This window comes from Fulvimarina thalattae, from assembly GCF_040239565.1.
Lineage (GTDB): Bacteria > Pseudomonadota > Alphaproteobacteria > Rhizobiales > Rhizobiaceae > Fulvimarina.
In genome coordinates, this window is the sequence record NZ_JBEHWS010000002.1 from 175,493 (window position 1) to 192,982 (window position 17,490).

Genomic DNA, 17,490 nt, shown 5'->3' on the forward strand with positions numbered 1-17,490 from the left:
GCAGTTATTCTGGGTGCATGTGTAGAGGCGGTATGTGGAGCGCCGCCAAAGCCACACCAAGAGGCAATCAAGCACATTTTCGCCACAATATCACATTGATTGCGACTGTTGCCGAAGCATCACAATGATCATGGGCGCAGAATGCTCAAGGTGCGACGAAGGGTACGCCGCCCATCGCCCTCCTGGAGGTTCGACTCTGAACAAAGCGCCGCCAATCGCCTATATTCCGGTGTGAATCGAAGGTGACCGCCACGCGCCGCATCCGCTCAAACTCCCGCCCGCAGCGCTTTTCCCGCCATTCCGGCCGCGGTCTCAAGCCACGCCAGTTCGACAAGGACGACATGCCCGACACCGATTTCGATCACGAGGATGAAACCGGAGAGCCCGAGTCGGCGGAAACGGAGAACGCGCCCGTCAGCGATGAGGCTGCCGCGCTCCTCGCCGAAATCGACTGGGCGGACGCAAAGAGCGAGAACGGCGATCTCGAAGGCGCGGAGCTCATAGCGGCGCTGGTGAAACGTCTGCCAAACCAGCCCGGCGTCTATCGGATGTTCGGCGCGGCGGGCGACGTTCTCTATGTTGGCAAGGCACGGTCGCTGAAGAAGCGGGTCGCGAGCTATGCGCGGCTCGGCGGCCATACCCAGCGGATCGCCCGGATGATCCGGCTGACGCGGCAGATGGAGTTCGTCACCACCCGCACCGAGACCGAGGCGCTGCTTCTCGAAGCCAATCTCATCAAGCGGTTGAAGCCGCGCTTCAACGTGCTGATGCGGGACGACAAGTCGTTTCCGTATATCCTCGTCACCGACGACCATCAGGCCCCGGCGATCGTGAAGCATCGCGGCGCGCGCAACCGGAAGGGCTCGTTCTTCGGCCCCTTCGCCTCGGCGGGCGCGGTGGATCGGACGATCAACTCGCTTCAGCGAGCCTTTTTGCTGCGCACCTGCACCGATTCGGTCTTCGAGAGCCGCTCGCGGCCCTGCCTTCTGCATCAGATCAAGCGCTGCGCAGGGCCCTGCACGGGCGAGATTTCGGAGGAGGATTACCGATCGCTGGTCAAGCAGGCAAAAGGATTCCTGTCCGGCCGCTCCGGTCAGGTTAAGGAGTCGATGGCCGAGCAGATGACATCCGCCTCGGATGATCTCGACTTCGAGCGCGCCGCCCTTTTTCGTGATCGCCTCGCCGCCCTCTCCCACGTTTCGAGCCATCAGGGCATCAATCCGCAGGGCGTCGAGGAGGCTGATGTCTTCGCGATCCATCAGGAGGGCGGGCTCACCTGCGTCCAGGTTTTCTTCTTCCGAACCGGCCAGAACTGGGGCAACCGCGCCTATTTCCCGAAAGCCGATCCAAGTCTGGAACCCGACGCCGTGCTCGGGGCCTTCATCGCCCAGTTCTACGACGACAAGCCCGCACCGCGCCTGATCCTCTCGCAAGTGAAGCTCGACGACGAAGCGCTCCTCGCCGAGGCGCTGGCGATCAAGGCCGAGCGCAAGGTGCGGATCGAAAAGCCCGCACGCGGAGCCAAGCGCGATCTCGTCGACCACGCCGCATCGAACGCGAAAGAGGCGCTTGGCCGGAAGCTCGCCGAGACTTCGTCGCAGGCGCGGCTGCTGGATGGGCTGCGCGACACGTTCTCGCTCGAAAAGACGCCGCGCCGGATCGAGGTCTTCGACAACTCCCACATCATGGGCACGAATGCCGTCGGCGCGATGATCGTCGCGGGACCAGAAGGCTTTGTGAAAAACCAGTACCGCAAGTTCAACATCAAGAGCACCGAGATCACGCCCGGCGACGACTTCGGGATGATGAAGGAGGTCATGACCCGCCGGTTCTCACGGCTGATCAAGGATCATGCGGACGAGATGCCGGGCGCAGAGCCGCAGCCCGCGCCGGAGACGGAGATCGACGAGACCGAGGACCTTGCCGATGCCCCCTTCCCCGCATGGCCGGACCTCGTGCTCATCGACGGCGGCAAGGGGCAGATGTCCGCCGTACGCTCGATCCTCGAAGAACTTGGAATCGCCGACAAGGTGAAGACGATCGGCGTTGCCAAGGGCGTCGATCGCGAGGCCGGCCGCGAACGCTTCATCCAGGGCACGAAGGATTTCTCCCTGCCGCCGCGCGATCCGGTTCTCTACTTCGTGCAGCGCCTGCGCGACGAGGCCCACCGCTTCGCCATCGGCACCCATCGCGCCAAGCGCAAGAAGGAGATGATCAAGAACCCGCTGGACGAGATCGCCGGCATCGGCCCGACCCGCAAACGCGCCCTCCTCCAGCATTTCGGCACGGCCAAAGCCGTCTCACGCGCCGGCCTGCCAGACCTGCGCGCCGTGGATGGCATCTCCGAGACGATCGCCAAGCTCGTCTACGATCATTTTCACGACAACGGCTGACCCTGGCAGGGCGATTGAGGGCGACCGGTCAAACCTAATCTTTTGGAAATAGTTGACCCCGCGCCTTTGAACGGCTTTGAGAGAACCTAGCTGAAGCCCGGCAGCCCGCACTGAGGACAAGTTCCGTTCGCTCCATGTCGTCGACCACATACAGCCTGCCGAATCTGCTCACCTATGCGCGCATCGTCTGCGTGCCGCTGGTCGTCGTCTGCTTCTTCGTCGAGGGCTCGCTGAAGAGCCCGGATTACGCCCGCTGGACTGCCCTCGGCATCTTCATCGCAGCCTCGATCACCGACTATTTCGACGGCTATCTGGCGCGGGCGTGGAAGCAGACTTCGACGATCGGACGCATGCTCGATCCGATCGCCGACAAGCTGCTCGTCGCCGCCGTGCTTCTTCTGCTTGCCGCCGACGGCACCATCGCCGGCTGGAGCCTGTGGGCTGCGATCGTCATCCTTTGCCGCGAAATCCTCGTCTCGGGCCTCCGCGAGTACCTCGCCGAGCTGAAGGTCTCGGTGCCAGTCACCCGCCTCGCCAAGTGGAAGACGACCTTCCAGATGGTGTCGATCGGCATCCTGTTGGCGGGGCCGGCCGGCGACAAGCTGATCCCCAACGTCACCGAGATCGGCATCGTCTGCCTCTGGATCGCGGCGGTCATCACGCTCATCACCGGCTACGACTATTTCCGCGCCGGCTTGCGGCACATCGAGGATTAAGAGCGCAGGAGCGACGCGCTACTGCGCGCCGTCCATTGACATGCCGTCCATCGATCCGTGATCGGCACTTCCGGACGAGCCGTGCTTCATTCCCGACATCCCGTGGGCTTCACCCGAAGATTTTGAACCGGACGGTCCCATCGACCGCATCCCGTCCGCCGCGAGCTCGACCTCGATCGTGCGGCCATCGGAAAATTCGAGCGTGAGCGGAACGGCCGTGCCCATTTCGATCGGCTCGGAAAGCCCTGTCAGCATCAGATGGATGCCGCCCGGGCTCAGCTCGACGCTTTCGCCGGGCTCGATCGTCAGCCCACCTTCGATGGGCATCATTCGCATCAGATCGCCATCCATTTCCATCTTGTGGATTTCGACGCTCTCGGCGATCGGCGACGAACCGCCGATCAGCGTCATCGGCGACGTGCCGTTGTTGGTGAAGGTCATGTAGCCACCACCGACGGGCTGGTTCGGCAATGTGGCGCGGGTCCAGGGATGACCGATGGCGACATCGCCGATCGTATAGTCATGGGCCGAGGCGCTCGATGCCATTCCGATCAGGATGGCAACGGTTAGAAGCTTGGAAACGAATGTTTTCATCGGATTTTCCGTAGGTCGTGAGAATGGCGCGAGGCGGGACGCATCGCTTCTTCGAAGGGATGATACCGGCAGCGCATCGGCCAGCGTGGTGTCGTAGTGAAAGAGCTCGCAGGATAATCGCATGTCGCGGCGGCGCTGGAGCCGCCGGGACGAACCGGCCGCAAGCGTCGAAAATGATCGAGCAAGAACGAGATCGCATTATCGTCCAAAAAGACGACGAAGAACGAGCTCAGCCGATCTTGTGGGCCTGCGCGATCGGAGGTGCTCGGGGAGCGACGGAAAGCGAACGTCTCTTGAGGATGCGGGTGTCAGTCGCGACCGTCCAGCCGAGCGCGTTGCTCTGTCGGCCGACTTTGCCAAAGCTCGTTTCGGGTCCGTCCAATGGCAACGGCGGCGTGATGCCGGACGCCTGGGCACAAAGCACCGCGCAGGTCAGTTCGCCGCAACAGTTGTGCGGCTCCTCGTCCTCGGCGGTCACGACGCCATCGCCCGAACAGAGTTCGATGATCGCCTGCGCCGACCCCGGTGGCAATTTCGCGATAGAGGCGTGGGCTTCGATCTGGCCGAACAGGATCAGCGCCTGCGCGAGGATCACCATGATCGCCGCGGCGCAGGACCGGTCTTTCAGGATCGCGCGAATGAGCTTCATCGGTAGATCATCAGCACGGCAGTGCGTTCGCTGCGCGCCGTGAATCTCCCGATCTCGCGGCTTTGCCCGGTGCTCGGCTTGGAGCGTCCCGCCGACATCAGACGTCCCGCGCCTCCTTGTCGAACACCATATAGTCGAGCGGGAGTTCGGTGGTCGACTTGATGCGTTCCATAGCAAACGCAGAAGAGACGTCACGAATCTCTATCTTCTCGATCAGCCGCTTATAGAACGCGTCATAGGCCGCAATGTCGGGCACGACGACGCGCAGGAGATAGTCCACGTCGCCGCTCATGCGGTAGAATTCGATGACCTCTGGAAAGGTCGTGACCACTTCGGAAAACCGCTTGAGCCATTCAGTCGAATGGGAGTTCGTGCGGATCGAGACGAAGACCGTGACCCGCGTGTTCACCTTTTCCGGATCGAGAATCGCGACCCGCCGCTGGATCACGCCCTCCTCCTCCAGCTTCTGGATGCGCCGCCAGCAGGGCGTCGTCGACAGTCCCACGCGCTTGGCGACATCGGCGACGGCCAGTGTCGAATCGGCCTGCAGGAGCCTCAGGATTTTCTTGTCGAGCCGGTCCATGCGTGCCTCGTTCGCGATTCCGATAGATCGAACCTATCGTTCTTGTCATCCTTACCGAAGCCCGCCGAAACGCGATAGGGAGCGCAATCGGCTCGCTTCGCTAGCCGGGAGCGCGAAAGAACGGTAGCGCTGGCGCAACTCGTCCTCTATGGTCGGCCCCGTTCGGTCCATTTCGCGCCAGACGGTGCGAAAGGATAATAGGGAACACGGAAGGAACGGACGCAGATCGCGCGTTCCCCACCGTGGCCGCCCCCGCGACTGTCAGCGGTGAGCGCTCGTCCGAAGACCACTGGTTTGCGAATGTGCAAGCCGGGAAGGTGGACGGGGCGCGACGACCCGCGAGCCAGGAGACCTGCCGAGCGTAAATGAATCGTCAGCTGCCGTCGGGTGGACGGCAAAGGAGTCAGTCATGAAGCTCAATTCTCCCAGCATTATCAGTGCGTCCGGCTCGAAGGCGAGCGAACTCGTCTCGATCGCGCTCGCCGCGATCCTCGGCATCGGCATCATCTGGACCGTCGGAATGGCGCAGGCCGCCAGCCTGCACGATGCGGCGCACGACGTGCGTCACACTACTGGCTTTCCCTGCCACTGATCTCCGAGAACATACATGCTGAAGAATATTCTCGCCGGCGCGATCCTCGCCGGCGCAGGGGCGGGTCTTGTCGCCAGCATCCTGCAGATTGTGTTCGTCCAACCGGTCCTCCTGCACGCCGAACTCTATGAGTCCGGCGTGCTTCAGCATTTCGGCTCGTCGTCGACCGTTTCCGCCGACCAACCCGTCGCACTCTTCGACTTATCGCGCGACGGGCTGACGGTTGCGTTCAACTTGCTGGTTTACACCGGCTATGCGCTCATCCTCACCGCAGGGATGGCGCTTGCCAATATGCGCGGCGCTTCGATCACGGCGAGACAAGGTCTCATCTGGGGAGCCTGCGGTTTTCTCGCCGTGCAGTTTGCGCCCGGCTTTTCGCTGGCGCCGGAGGTACCGGGAGTGGCGGTGATCGATGTCCAGACTCGACAGCTCTGGTGGACTCTGACGGTGTTTGCCGCAGCAATCGCGTTCTGGCTGGTCGCTTTCGGACGAAGCTGGGCCGGATGGGGAACGGCTGTCGTTCTCCTTCTCCTCCCGCATGTCATCGGTGCCCCGGAACCGGAGTTTTTCGCCGGTCCTGCGCCGACCGAACTCGGCGCACTCTTCGTCTCGCGCGCCTATGGCGTCGGATTGGCGTCGTGGGTCGCGCTCGGCGGATTTGCCGGGTATCTGTTCGCCCATAACCCCATCGGTGTGCGGCGGGCCGCCAGCGCCTAAACGTAAGGTATGCGGGCGGTCAGGCAGAAGCGGAGCCGCCCGCATACCCTTGCATCCTCGATATGCCCCTTGTCGCCGGCCAGCCATGCGCTGACGGTCGAGAGGATGTCCGGAGCATCGTTCTCAGGCTCGACGCGGTTGAAGATGTAGGTTGCCCGCCCGTCGCCCGACAGCGCCAGCGAGACCGGCGCACCACACGCATTGAGGCATTCGGTCGTGACGACGCGAACGCTTCCCTGAAGATTGCTTTCCCCCAGCACAAGATCGAGACTCTCGGCAAACGCTGCGCCGTCGCCGCCATCGCTCGCCCGGCAGGATGCGCAAATGATGATTGCCGGAAGCGGGGCATCAGCTGTTTCGGCCGTCACCCACGCCACCAATCGCCGGTTTCGGAGATCGGACGAATCCCATCGTCCGCAACACGGGCCTGATGCTCTGCGACCGTCCCATCGCCGAGCCGAAGCTGATCGTCGAGATCGGCCATCGGCCTGAGGACGAAGGCACGTTCCTTCGCGCGCGGATGGGGAAGCTCCAGCCGCTCATCCGCGATCGTCCGACCGTCATAGTCGATCAAGTCGAGATCGAGTGTGCGCGGCCCCCATCGTTCCCCGCGCTCGCGGCCGTGAAGACGCTCGGTCTCGAGGCAGAGATCGAGCAGAGCGAGCGGTTCGAGCGTCGTCTCGACGAGCGCGCAGGCGTTGATGAAATCAGGCTGGTCGGTCTTACCCCAGGGCGGCGTCGAATAGAGCTTCGAGACGCGAACGACGGTCAGATCCTCTCGGGCATCGAATGCCCTCAGCGTCGAGGCCATCGCCGCCGGCACATCGCCCACATTGCCGCCAAGCGCTATGATCGCCTTCGCGGTGGTCACCAGCGCTCGCCCTTCATGGCGCGGCGCATGGCATCGGCGATGAAGAGCGCGTCGCGATTGATCTCGACGTCGTGGACGCGGAAGATGTCGGCACCGCGTTCGCGCAGAAAAGCGGTCGTCGCAGCCGTCGCATAGTCGGGATTGGGCAGCCGGCCTTCGGGATCGGTCCGCACGAAACGCTTGCGGCTGGTGCCGACGAGAACGGGATAGCCGAGCGGCAGGACTTCGTCGAACCGCGCCATCAGGACCATGTTCTCCGACCCGTCCTTCTCGAAGCCAAAACCCGGATCGAGGACGATCGCTTCCCGCGGCACACCCGCCTCTTCGGCGATTTCGAGGCTCTTTTTCAGAAACTGGAACTGATCTTCGATCACATCGTCAAGACGGTCGCGCTCACGCCCCGTGTGCATGAGGCAAAGTCCCGAACCGGTCTCGGCCGCGACCTTGGCGATCTCCGGGTCCTTCTGAGCACCCCAGACGTCGTTCACGATATGCGCGCCGGCTTCCACGGCAAGTCGCGCGGTTTCGGAGCGGTAGGTATCCACGGAAATGAAGCACTCGGAGCGGCGCGCCAGTTCCTCGATCACCGGCATGATACGGCGCTGCTCTTCGCTCGCATCCACGGGCGTCGCACCCGGCCGGGTGGATTCCCCGCCAATATCGATGATCGCCGCCCCCTGCTCGACCATGCGCAAGGACTCGGCGACGGCCGCCTCGACGCTGGCATAGCGTCCGCCGTCAGAGAAACTATCAGGCGTCGCGTTCAGAACACCCATGATGCAGGCTCGTTCGCCGAGATCGATGTGCCGGCCATGGCCCACCTGCCAGCGCCCGCCCCGCGGTTCGATCACCTGCATTTTCAAAACCTCATGGCCGTCTTGCTCTTCACAAACGGGCTTAGACCGTCATGTGCGGCGGAGCAATCTGCCGACGAACGTCATGGCGGTCTTAGCGTTTCGTTAACCTATCTCATTTTTGCCATTGTTCTCGTAGGCTTCGCGGCATAGCATCCCTCCACGGCAACCCCTGGGAGGTTCGTGAACGATGACCAAACGTCTTGTTCGGGCATTGGCCATTTGCGCGGCAGCGAGCGCATTCGCGCTTTCGTCCGCACCATCGTCGGCAGGGCAGATCAGCGAGTCGACCCAATTCTTCGCGGTTCATGGCGGTTCGCTCGCGGAGATCGATCGCAGCCTCGCGCAGGCCGGCCCCGTCGTTCCTGGCTCGGGGCAGCGCCATCCCGGCGCAACCTCCGTTCAGTTCGACGGACGCGTCAGCTACAAGCGAGTGAACGGCGGCTGCGCTGTCGACAGGACCGACATCAAGCTGAAGCTCAAGACGACGCTTCCCAAGTGGTATCGGCCGAAACAGGTCGACTCCCGAACCGCGCTCGTCTGGCGCACGCTTGCCGCAGACATCCACCGACATGAGAAGCAGCACAGCGACATCGCCGTTTCATACCTGAAACGGCTCGAAAGCGCGCTCAAGAATCTCCGACCGGAGAGGACCTGCCGCCAGATGGAGGCAATGGCCAACAGGGTGATGTCCCGCTATCTCGCCGAACATGAACGCGCCCAACGGGAATTCGACGTCATCGAGGGCCGCGAGGTGGACCTGAGGCTTCACCGGGCCCTGCAACGATCAATGTACAACGCTGAACGTTGAGCTGTCGCACAGAGTCAGCGAACTCCGTTAGATCCTGAGAGATGGCCTCGATCTAACAGCCTTCGGTTACTGAGCCGAACGCGGCGTGTTCGAGACACTGTTTGAAGGCGCCACGGACGGATCCGGAAGTAGAATTGCCCGAGGTCATCGACTGAATGACCAAGGTTCGGCTTGAATTCAGTCGCCCGAGCCCGGCTCGGCGGAGAAGTACTTCTCGAACTTGCCATCTTCGCCGTCGAATTTCTCGGCGTCTTCCGGCTTGTCCTTGGCGATCGTGATGTTTGGCCACTTCTCGGCGTATTCGGTGTTGACCTTCAGCCAGTGATCGAGTCCCGGCTCGGTATCCGGCTTGATCGCCTCGGCCGGGCATTCCGGCTCGCAGACGCCGCAGTCGATGCATTCGTCGGGATGGATGACGAGCATGTTCTCGCCCTCGTAGAAGCAGTCGACGGGGCAGACCTCGACGCAATCGGTGTATTTGCACTTGATGCAATTGTCGGTCACCAGATAGGTCATTTCAAAATCCCTCGAGGTCTTCTCAAAAGTCCCGGCCCGATGCAGACATTTTCCGCATCACACCCTTCGTTCGGCGAACTACCGATTGCCCCTCGCGCTGGCAAGGAAAAACGATGCCGCAGGTGGGGCACTTCGCGCAAAGCCATTCGAAACGCTGGCAAAATGGCGATCTTTTCGGGGTCGGCTACCAGCTTTCCCGCCGCGCACGCTCCTTGCGGGCCTTGCGCCGATCCTTGTCTCGCTGAACCGGATCCTTCCGCTGGCGGCCGATCTCGTCGAATACACCTTCGAAGGCCGTCCTTGTCGGCTCACCCGGTGCGGCGGCCGTATCGCCATTATCCTGCACTTCGGCAGGCGCGTTCAGGTTTTCATAGAGCGCCTGCGCATCGCTCGCCGACCCGCGACGCTCGGCAAACCCTCTCACCTTCAGGACGTGCACCCGGCTGGAATAGCTGATCGTCAGGACGTCGCCCGCGCGGATGTTGCGCGCCGGGTTGTCGATCTTTTCCTTGTTGAGGCGGACCTTCTTGGTCTCGACCAGCTGCTGGGCGATGCTCCGGGTCTTCACGACGCGCGCGAAGACCAGCCATTTATCGATCCGCTGGGAAGAGACCTGACTGGTCTCTTCGTCCCCGGGACCGTTGCCGCGCCTACTTGCCAAGCTTGTCCTTCAAGGCAGCGAGCTTTGCGAAAGGCGAGTCGGGATCGGCCCGCTGATTGCGCTTATCCTGCTGGCGTTCGCCGCCGCCGCCGTGACCGCCACGCTCTCCACCCTTGGGCTTGTCGAAGCGCCGCTGTTTGCCGCCCTTGCCGCCGGGCTTGCCCTGGCCGCCGCGATTCTGACGTCCGTCCTCGCGCTCGCCGCCCTGACCGCGGCCTTGGCCCTGCTGACCGCCGGGCCGCTGGCGCGCGCCTCCAGCGGGACGCCGGTTGCGGTCGGGGCGGTGTTGGCGCCAGACGAGGACCGTGCGCGGCTCTTCCGGCTCGTCGGATGCCGCGGTGACGAGATCGGGCGTTGCTTCGGCGCCGCCGGTAGCGCCCTCGGCGTTCTCTTCGGATAGGGTTGCGCCAGCATCTTCCGAGGCGGCTTCGGCCGATGCGATCATCGTGTTCTCGCGATCGGCAGCTGCCGGCTCTCCAGACTGTTGGGCCGAGACGGCATCGCCTGTGCCAGGTTCGGCGGCAGCTTCCACCTCGATCGCCTCGCTCGCCGGACGTTCGGCATGAGCGACCGGGCGAGCCTCGTGACCAAGGGAATCGGCCTTGCTTTCCTGGGCGACGTCACCACCGGTCGAAGCCGTGGCGAAAGCCGCGCCCTCGGCGTTATTTTCAGGCGTTTCAAGCGGCGCGGCAGACGGCTTGGCTGTCTGCTCGTGCGATGCGATCTCGGATGCAGGCACATTCTCGCCGACAGAAGCCTGCGCATCATCAGCGCCGGCCTCCCGGCTTGCTGCAGCGGCGGCCTCTGCGGCCTTCGCGGCGTCTGCTTCCTTGGCAGCTGCAATTTTCGCTTCGGCCTCGGCGTCGAACTGATCGAGTTCGGCCTCGACCGCGTTGGCATCCTTCTGGTCGGCGCGGTAGCCGAGGCCTTTCAGGATTTCCTCCATATCGTCGGCCGTCGCGCCGAGAATCGACATCATGCCGGGCGTGATGAGAAACTGGTTGCCGGAATAGCCGCCATCGGGACGACGCCCCTCGCCCGGCTTCCAGGAGAGCGCCGGACGGATGATGTCCGCAAGACGCTCCAGAATATCGACGCGCACTGCGCGGCGGCCGAGCAGACGATATCCTGACAGCTCGTAGAATTTCGGATCATAGGTGGTGTCGGCGACGGCCGAAGTGCGGCCCGTCGCCAGAAGCTCAGGCACATCGCCATAGCCGGCCCGTTCGCGGGCATCGTGATGGATCGCCCAGAGCAGAGTGATGAGATTGGCCGGCGCAGGCTTCACCAGCAGCGGCACGAAGATGTGGTAGGCCCCAAAACGCACACCCAATCGGCGGAGCGCGGCACGGGAGGCCTGATCGAGCCCCCGCACGTCCTCGGAAATCTCCCGTCTTTGGACGAGACCGAAATTCTCGTAGAGACGATAAGCGATGCCCTTGGCTGCGCCATCCAGCCCATCGCCATCGCGAAGATCGATGAGTGGCTTCAGGATCGTCGTCACCTGATAGCCGAGAAAGCGCTCGATCCGCGCTACGACCTTGTCGCGCGCAGGGCCGGTCAGCTGGTCGTCGGCGAGAAGGACGAATTTCGGCTTCAGCGGGTCGTCGCTCGCGGAGAGCGCCGCCACCGGGGCGCCAAGCCAACGCACGATCGCATCGGAGCCGATCGCGAAATCGCCGTTCGGCGCGTTGGCGAAGCGCTCTGCGCGCTTGTCGAACTCACCGGCGAGCGCCTTCTGAGAAGCCGCTCGCACGGCTTTTCCATCCTGCCCTTCGGCAGTCGTATCGATGGAAAAGCGGAACCCCTGGAGTTCGCCGACAGCATGGCCCTCGACCATAACGGTGCCGTCGTTCGCGATCTCTGCTTCCATGAATGCGTTCTCTCTTAAGCGCCTCATCAAGACGCTTGTCCTGCGGTCTACGAAGCGTTTCGTCAACCTGTCGTGTAAAGCGTCGGAAAGACGATCTTCAATGCTTCGTGTCTTTTCGCGCCAGTGTGTCGGATCGGCCAACCAGCCCGGCCGGTGGGAAATATAGGTCCAGGTGCGAATCTCGGCGATACGCTGGGAAAGAGTATCGATCTCGCCATCGGTCCGGTCGGCGCGCGAAACCTGTGCAGCCATGTAATCCTCCGCGACACGGCCCTGTTTTGCAAGATCGCGGTAAACCGTGGCGATGATCTCGGCATGCTGGGCCGGCGCGATGCGCCGGTAATCAGGCAGTTTGCAGGCTTCCCAGAGAAGTTCGACCTGTTTGGGCGAAGTCGCCAGATCCATCACATCGTCGTCGCGCGAGAGATATTCCAGCGCTCTTCGGTCGACGGACGGCAGGGCCTTGGCGAGGTTGGAGTCCGGCTGCGGAGCGTCGAGACTGTCTTTCAGCGCCTCGACTGACGCAAAATCCACATTCGCCGAACGCCATTGCAGAACAGGAACCGACTGGAAACTGTGCGACTGAAGCGCCTCCACGAGATCGTCGGACAAGGGATCGACATGGCCGGTGACGCCAAACGTGCCGTCGCGCAGATGCCGGCCTGCGCGGCCCGCGATCTGACCGTATTCGGCAGGCGTCAGCTGTCGGTACTGGAAGCCGTCATATTTCCAGTCCTGGGCAAAGGCAACGTGATCGACATCGAGATTGAGGCCCATTCCGATGGCGTCCGTGGCGACGAGAAAATCCACTTCGCCGTTCTGGTAGAGTTCGACCTGGGCATTGCGCGTGCGCGGCGAAAGCGCGCCGAGAACGACGGCGGCCCCTCCCCGCTGGCGGCGGATCAGCTCCGCGATCGCGTAGACTTCGGCGGCCGAGAAGGCGACAATCGCGCTGCGGCGCGGCAGGCGCGTGATCTTCTTCTGGCCCGCATACATGAGGTTGGAGAGGCGCGGCCGGGTCGCCGTCTGCATGCCCGGCAGGAGCCGGTTGAGAACGCCTGCCATGGTGGATGAGCCGAGCAGCAGCGTTTCCTCGTAGCCCCGGCAATTCAGGATGCGGTCGGTGAAGACGTGGCCGCGCTCGAGGTCGGAGGCAAGCTGCACCTCGTCGATCGCGACGAAGGCCGTCCCGGGATTGCGGGGCATGGCTTCGACCGTGCAGACCGAATAGCGCGCATGGGGCGGCTTGATCTTCTCCTCGCCGGTGATCAGCGAGACATGGGCGGCACCCACGCGGTCGCAGACCTTCTGATAGACCTCGCGGGCGAGAAGCCGCAGCGGCAGGCCGATCGTGCCGCTCGAATGGGCCACCATCCGCTCGATCGCGAGAAATGTCTTGCCCGTATTGGTGGGGCCAAGGACGGCGGTCACCTGTCCGGTGTCAGCGCGCGACGGGGAACGGGCGGTGAGGACGGAAGCACTCATAAGGCCCCATATAACAAGTGACAGTCCGTTGCGCAGGGTGACGAGCGAAAGGTTATGCTCAGAACAATGCTGGCCACCCGGCCAAGGACACTGCCTGCTTCAATCGACGGCGAGGTTCAGGAAGTGATCGGCATAGACATCCCGCAGCTCGGTCTTCAGAATCTTGCCGGTCGCCGTGTGCGGGATCTCGTCGACGAAGACGATGTCGTCGGGAAGCTGCCAACGAGCGACGTGGTTGAGCAGGAAATCGCGGATCGACTGCGGATCAGGCTTGGATCCTTCCTTCAGGACGGCAATCAGCAGCGGGCGCTCGTCCCATTTGGGATGGGGAACGCCAACGACTGCGGCCTCTGCGACGGACGGATGGCCGACCGCCGCGTTTTCCAGATCGATCGAGGAAATCCACTCACCACCCGACTTTATCACGTCCTTGGAGCGATCGGTGATGCGCATGACGCCGTCGGGATCGATGGTGGACACATCGCCGGTGCGGAACCAGCCCTCGGCATCGGTCTCGCGCTCGTCGCGGCGGAAATAGCCGTCAGCCACCCACCAGCCGCGCACCATCAAATCGCCGAAGGTCTCGCCGTCATGTGGCAGCGGATCGCCCTCGTCGTCGACGATCTTGATCTCGACGCCATAAAGCGGTCGGCCCTGCCGTGAACGAACCTCGTCGAGCACGGCCTCGGGTGCGTTGGCATCCTCATGCGGCACGCGGGCAATGGTGCCGAGCGGGCTCAATTCCGTCATGCCCCAGAAATGGACGACACCGATATCGTGCCGCTTGCGGTAGTTCGTGATCAGCGAAGGCGGGCAGGCAGAACCGCTCACGACCAGCGTCCGCAGGGATTTCAGCGTCTGCTTCGTCTTTGACAAAAATTGTAGTACGCCGAGCCAGATCGTCGGGACGCCGCAGGAAATCGTCACCTTTTCTGCATCGATCAGTTCGGTGAGGTGCGGCCCGTCCAGCTGATTGCAGGGCAGAACGAGCTTGGCCCCGGCGAGCGTCGCAGCATAGGGCAGCCCCCAGGCATTGGCGTGATACATGGAGGAGCCCGGCATCACGCAGTCCCGCGCGGAGATGCCGAAGGCGTCTGGCATGACGGAGGCGTATGCGTGCAGGATCGTCGAGCGATGGCTGTAGAGAACACCCTTCGGATTGCCGGTCGTGCCGGAGGTGTAGCAGAGCGCGGCGGCGGTCTCTTCAGGAAAATCGGGCCAGTCGAAGCCGTCGCTCTCGGCTGCAAGCAGCTCCTCGTAGCAAAGCAGGTTATCGACCCTGATGTCAGACGGCATTTCCGTCTTGTCGCAAAGGGCGACGAAGACTTTCACCGAAGGGCAGGCCCTCGCGATCTCCTCGACGAGATCGCAGAAGGTCAGGTCGAAGAAGAGGATTTTATCTTCGGCATGATCGATGATGAACCGGATCTGCTCGAAGAAAAGGCGCGGATTGATGGTGTGGCAGATCGCGCCCGAGCCTGAGATCGCGTAGTAGAGTTCGAAATGGCGATGGGTGTTCCAGGCAAGCGTCGCGATCCGGTCACCGACGTCGACACCGAGCGATTCCAGCGCATTCGCCGCTCGCCGCGAGCGCCGCGCCGTCTCGGCATAGGTGCTGCGATGGATCGAGCCGTCGATCAGCCTGGACACGACTTCCGTCGATCCGTGGGTGCGGGCGGCATGCTCGATCAGCGACGAGATCAAGAGCTGCCTGTTCTGCATCAAGCCAAGCATATTGCATTGCACTCCATCTATCTCGCACTTGCGAGATGGGAGTGAGGCCTAGCGGATTTAAAGGCGCAATGCCAGCGGGTGGTAACAGCGTGCCTTACAAGCCGCCGTGCCCGGGGCCCAGCGCAATCCTTCGTCCTGGATCAGAAAGAATTGCAGGTCGTACCCCTCCCAAAACGTCGGTATCGACTGGATCCTCGGGATAGAGCCCGAGGATGGCGGCTGACCCAAAGACTGAAGAAAAGTACTACCCCTTCAGCCGATCCCATCCTGCATCCGGTGTGAACCGTTCGCCGTGCTTTTCCTTCAACGCGTTCATCTTGGCGACGATGTCGTCGACACCGCGCTTCTTGGCGTAGTTGATGGGACCACCGCGGAACGGCGCGAAGCCCGTGCCGAAGATCATCGCGCCGTCGGCGACCTCCTCGTCCGTAATCACGCCTTCGCGCAGGCAGGCGACGATGGCATTGAGCATGGGCAGGATGAGGCGGTCGATGAGGTCCGGATCGTCTTTCGAGCCGTCCTTCAGCGAATCGACGGGCTTCTTCTGCGGCTTGCCCTTGTCGTCGAACTCATAGAGGCCCTTGCCGGTCTTCCGGCCAAGCTTGCCCTCGTCGACCATCTTTTTGAGCCATTGGGGCGTTGCCGGGAAGGTGCCGCCCAGACGATCCCGCAGGGATTCGCTCACATCCAGCGCAACGTCGAGGCCGACCTGGTCGTTGAGCTCTACGGGCCCCATCGGCATGCCAAACTTTTCGGCGCGGTCGTCGATCCGCTCCTTCGGAATGCCCTCGTCGACCATGATCAGCGCTTCGGCCATGTACGGGAGCAGCGCGCGGTTCACAAGGAAGCCCGGCGCAGACTTCACCGGCGCCGGCAGACGCGAGAGTTCGACCGCGAAGTTCGTCGCTCGGCTCGTGGTTTCTTCACTCACCCTGTCATGGCTGACGATCTCGATCAGTTGCATGCGCGAGACGGGATTGAAGAAATGCAGACCGACGAAGCGCGAAGGATCGGACAGACCCTCGGCCAGATCGGGCAGCGGAAGCGCCGAGGTGTTCGTCGCGAGGATCGCGCCCGGCTTCAGTTTCGGCTCGACATCGGCGTAAATCTTGCGCTTCAGGTCGAGCTTCTCCGGCACTGCCTCGATGACGATATCGGCGCGCGAGATGCCGAGACCGTCGGTATCCGGTATCAGGCGGTCGAGCGCATCACGGACCTTCAACGGGTCCTTCAATACGCCCTGCAGCATCTTGGAGGCAGCCTTGATGGCCTTGCCCATCGGCTTCAGCGCGACATCACCAAGGGTGACACGAAATCCCTGCTTGGCGGCCCAGGCGGCAATCTCACCGCCCATTGCCCCTGCGCCGATGACGTGGACATGCTCTATGCCGGACTTGCCCGTGCGAAGACCACGCATCTTCTCGCGCAGGAAGAACACCCGAACCAGATTGCGCGAGGTCTCGGTTTCGATGAGTTCGGCGAAGCTCGTGAGTTCGCCGTCCTGCATCTTCTCCCGGGAGCCGCCATGCTCTTCCCAGAGATCGATCAGCGCATAGGGAGCGGGATAGGTTGCCTTGTCCGCCTTCTCCGCCGTCTTCTTCCGCATCTGCTTGGCGGCCAGCGTGCGGGCCGGCTTCAGAGAGAACGCCTGATGCTTCATGCCGTTGGAGGCCGGCTCGAGATCGTTGTGGAGGGCCGCATCGACCGCGGCGCCGACATGGCGCTCTTCGACGACGGCATCGACGAGACCGATCGACTTCGCCTTCTTGGCCGGGATCGACTTGCCGGTGAGCATCAGCGTCATCGCTTCCACCGGGTCGGCCTTCATGGTCGAGCGATAGGTGCCCCCAAGGCCTGGATGAAGGCCGAGCATCACCTCCGGAAAGCCCAGCGACGCATCTTTCACGGCGATCCGCATGTCACAGGCGAGCGCGAGTTCCAGACCGCCGCCGAGACAGTGGCCGTGGATCACGGCGATGGTCTTTGCCTGAAGATCGGCCAGCCGATCGAGGACCAGGTGGCCCTCCTTCAACATGCCGCGAATATCGCCTGTCGAGGCACCGACGAACTGGTTGATGTCCGCACCCGCCGCGAAACCGGCAGGCTTCGCCGAGCGGATCACGACGGCCGACGGCTTCTGATCGATGATATGGTCGATGTGATGGGAAAGTTCGGTAAGAACCTCACGGTTGATCGTGTTCACCGATTTTCCGGGGCAGTCGAGAACGAGCCAGTAGATGTAGTCGTCGTCGATCGCTGCGCGCCAATTGCCTTCCTGCTCGGCGAGCCGGGCGGGGCCCAATTCCAAGGCACGGTCTGCAAGCGCGGAAAGCATTCTGCCCATCGGTTCTCTCTCGTCTTTCGTCTCGTGTCGGTCCGGTCGTCTGGTCGCCGGAGCGCTATCGTATCGAGAGAGGCGGCCAGACCGCCTCATTCACGTG

The 17,490-nt window shown here is 62.8% G+C and carries 16 protein-coding genes and 1 riboswitch; of the genes, 5 read left to right on the forward strand and 11 right to left on the reverse strand.

Features of this window, described 5'->3' with window-relative positions; translation table 11 throughout:
• Nucleotides 1–341: 341 nt before the first annotated feature.
• Complete coding sequence (gene uvrC, locus ABRA89_RS03810; protein ID WP_463671249.1) at nt 342–2,393, forward strand: excinuclease ABC subunit UvrC; 2,052 nt, start codon at nt 342–344, stop codon at nt 2,391–2,393.
• 134 nt (nt 2,394–2,527) lie between these two features.
• Nucleotides 2,528–3,109, forward strand: coding sequence for a CDP-diacylglycerol--glycerol-3-phosphate 3-phosphatidyltransferase (pgsA, locus tag ABRA89_RS03815; RefSeq protein ID WP_349940123.1), 582 nt, complete (start codon nt 2,528–2,530; stop codon nt 3,107–3,109).
• Between the two features lie 18 nt (nt 3,110–3,127).
• Here the strand turns inward: pgsA and ABRA89_RS03820 are convergent, their stop codons facing one another.
• The 3 genes from ABRA89_RS03820 to ABRA89_RS03830 all read right to left on the reverse strand — a co-directional run bounded on the left by ABRA89_RS03820 (nt 3,128) and on the right by ABRA89_RS03830 (nt 4,935).
• Complete coding sequence (locus tag ABRA89_RS03820; RefSeq protein ID WP_349940124.1) at nt 3,128–3,703, reverse strand: copper chaperone PCu(A)C; 576 nt, start codon at nt 3,701–3,703, stop codon at nt 3,128–3,130.
• Nucleotides 3,704–3,932: 229 nt separating this feature from the next.
• Entirely contained in the window at nt 3,933–4,352 is a 420-nt protein-coding gene (locus ABRA89_RS03825; protein WP_349940125.1) for a hypothetical protein, read from the reverse strand.
• A 97-nt stretch (nt 4,353–4,449) separates the two neighbouring features.
• The gene (locus ABRA89_RS03830) at nt 4,450–4,935 is read right to left on the reverse strand and encodes an Lrp/AsnC family transcriptional regulator (RefSeq protein ID WP_349940126.1); all 486 of its coding nucleotides are present in this window, start codon (nt 4,933–4,935) and stop codon (nt 4,450–4,452) included.
• Between the two features lie 146 nt (nt 4,936–5,081).
• A riboswitch (cobalamin riboswitch) is annotated at nt 5,082–5,309 on the forward strand.
• A 35-nt stretch (nt 5,310–5,344) separates the two neighbouring features.
• Here ABRA89_RS03830 and ABRA89_RS03835 point away from each other — a divergent pair.
• Together ABRA89_RS03835 and ABRA89_RS03840 are read left to right on the forward strand one after the other, a co-directional pair.
• Complete coding sequence (locus tag ABRA89_RS03835) at nt 5,345–5,527, forward strand: CbtB domain-containing protein (RefSeq protein WP_349940127.1); 183 nt, start codon at nt 5,345–5,347, stop codon at nt 5,525–5,527.
• Between the two features lie 15 nt (nt 5,528–5,542).
• Nucleotides 5,543–6,244, forward strand: coding sequence for a CbtA family protein (locus tag ABRA89_RS03840; RefSeq protein ID WP_349940128.1), 702 nt, complete (start codon nt 5,543–5,545; stop codon nt 6,242–6,244).
• Here the strand turns inward: ABRA89_RS03840 and ABRA89_RS03845 are convergent.
• Genes ABRA89_RS03845 through folP form a run of 3 tightly spaced genes read right to left on the reverse strand, consistent with a single transcriptional unit; the run spans nt 6,241 to nt 7,972 of the window.
• Nucleotides 6,241–6,612, reverse strand: coding sequence for a DUF1636 family protein (locus ABRA89_RS03845; protein WP_349940129.1), 372 nt, complete (start codon nt 6,610–6,612; stop codon nt 6,241–6,243). The two genes, ABRA89_RS03840 and ABRA89_RS03845, sit on opposite strands and share 4 nt — an antisense overlap.
• Nucleotides 6,609–7,115 (reverse strand): 2-amino-4-hydroxy-6-hydroxymethyldihydropteridine diphosphokinase, encoded by a 507-nt coding sequence (gene folK / locus ABRA89_RS03850; protein ID WP_349940130.1) that lies wholly within the window; start codon nt 7,113–7,115, stop codon nt 6,609–6,611. The genes ABRA89_RS03845 and folK overlap by 4 nt, the downstream gene beginning before the upstream one ends.
• Nucleotides 7,112–7,972: a dihydropteroate synthase gene (folP, locus tag ABRA89_RS03855; RefSeq protein ID WP_349940131.1), complete on the reverse strand. Its 861-nt coding sequence runs from the start codon at nt 7,970–7,972 to the stop codon at nt 7,112–7,114. Before folP ends, folK begins: the two co-directional genes overlap by 4 nt.
• 187 nt (nt 7,973–8,159) lie before the next feature.
• Here folP and ABRA89_RS03860 point away from each other — a divergent pair, with 187 nt between their 5' ends.
• Nucleotides 8,160–8,780 carry a DUF922 domain-containing Zn-dependent protease gene (locus ABRA89_RS03860; RefSeq protein ID WP_349940132.1) on the forward strand — a complete coding sequence of 207 codons (621 nt, stop codon included), beginning with the start codon at nt 8,160–8,162 and terminating at the stop codon, nt 8,778–8,780.
• Nucleotides 8,781–8,957: 177 nt separating this feature from the next.
• On the opposite strand, the gene fdxA is transcribed toward ABRA89_RS03860, so the two are convergent.
• The 5 genes from fdxA to ABRA89_RS03885 form a co-directional block, all read right to left on the reverse strand.
• On the reverse strand, nt 8,958–9,296 hold the full coding sequence (fdxA, locus tag ABRA89_RS03865) for a ferredoxin FdxA (protein WP_349940133.1): 339 nt from the start codon (nt 9,294–9,296) through the stop codon (nt 8,958–8,960).
• Between the two features lie 184 nt (nt 9,297–9,480).
• On the reverse strand, nt 9,481–9,957 hold the full coding sequence (locus ABRA89_RS03870; protein ID WP_349940134.1) for an RNA-binding S4 domain-containing protein: 477 nt from the start codon (nt 9,955–9,957) through the stop codon (nt 9,481–9,483).
• Complete coding sequence (locus tag ABRA89_RS03875) at nt 9,947–13,315, reverse strand: helicase-related protein (RefSeq protein WP_349940135.1); 3,369 nt, start codon at nt 13,313–13,315, stop codon at nt 9,947–9,949. Before ABRA89_RS03875 ends, ABRA89_RS03870 begins: the two co-directional genes overlap by 11 nt.
• Before the next feature lie 99 nt (nt 13,316–13,414).
• Nucleotides 13,415–15,049 carry a long-chain-fatty-acid--CoA ligase gene (locus ABRA89_RS03880; RefSeq protein WP_349940136.1) on the reverse strand — a complete coding sequence of 545 codons (1,635 nt, stop codon included), beginning with the start codon at nt 15,047–15,049 and terminating at the stop codon, nt 13,415–13,417.
• A gap of 244 nt (nt 15,050–15,293) precedes the next feature.
• Nucleotides 15,294–17,393 carry a 3-hydroxyacyl-CoA dehydrogenase NAD-binding domain-containing protein gene (locus tag ABRA89_RS03885; RefSeq protein WP_349940137.1) on the reverse strand — a complete coding sequence of 700 codons (2,100 nt, stop codon included), beginning with the start codon at nt 17,391–17,393 and terminating at the stop codon, nt 15,294–15,296.
• Between the last annotated feature and the right edge of the window lie 97 nt (nt 17,394–17,490).

Bases quoted from the DNA above. Each gene is read 5' to 3' on its own strand.
- ABRA89_RS03860 (WP_349940132.1), top strand. From the start codon at position 8,160: ATGACCAAACGTCTTGTTCGGGCATTGGCCATTTGCGCGGCAGCGAGC.
- ABRA89_RS03875 (WP_349940135.1), bottom strand. From the start codon at position 13,315: ATGAGTGCTTCCGTCCTCACCGCCCGTTCCCCGTCGCGCGCTGACACC.
- pgsA (WP_349940123.1), top strand. From the start codon at position 2,528: ATGTCGTCGACCACATACAGCCTGCCGAATCTGCTCACCTATGCGCGC.
- ABRA89_RS03885 (WP_349940137.1), bottom strand. From the start codon at position 17,393: ATGGGCAGAATGCTTTCCGCGCTTGCAGACCGTGCCTTGGAATTGGGC.
- ABRA89_RS03835 (WP_349940127.1), top strand. From the start codon at position 5,345: ATGAAGCTCAATTCTCCCAGCATTATCAGTGCGTCCGGCTCGAAGGCG.
- ABRA89_RS03820 (WP_349940124.1), bottom strand. From the start codon at position 3,703: ATGAAAACATTCGTTTCCAAGCTTCTAACCGTTGCCATCCTGATCGGA.
- ABRA89_RS03840 (WP_349940128.1), top strand. From the start codon at position 5,543: ATGCTGAAGAATATTCTCGCCGGCGCGATCCTCGCCGGCGCAGGGGCG.
- uvrC (WP_463671249.1), top strand. From the start codon at position 342: ATGCCCGACACCGATTTCGATCACGAGGATGAAACCGGAGAGCCCGAG.
- ABRA89_RS03825 (WP_349940125.1), bottom strand. From the start codon at position 4,352: ATGAAGCTCATTCGCGCGATCCTGAAAGACCGGTCCTGCGCCGCGGCG.
- ABRA89_RS03880 (WP_349940136.1), bottom strand. From the start codon at position 15,049: ATGCTTGGCTTGATGCAGAACAGGCAGCTCTTGATCTCGTCGCTGATC.
- fdxA (WP_349940133.1), bottom strand. From the start codon at position 9,296: ATGACCTATCTGGTGACCGACAATTGCATCAAGTGCAAATACACCGAT.
- folP (WP_349940131.1), bottom strand. From the start codon at position 7,972: ATGCAGGTGATCGAACCGCGGGGCGGGCGCTGGCAGGTGGGCCATGGC.
- ABRA89_RS03830 (WP_349940126.1), bottom strand. From the start codon at position 4,935: ATGGACCGGCTCGACAAGAAAATCCTGAGGCTCCTGCAGGCCGATTCG.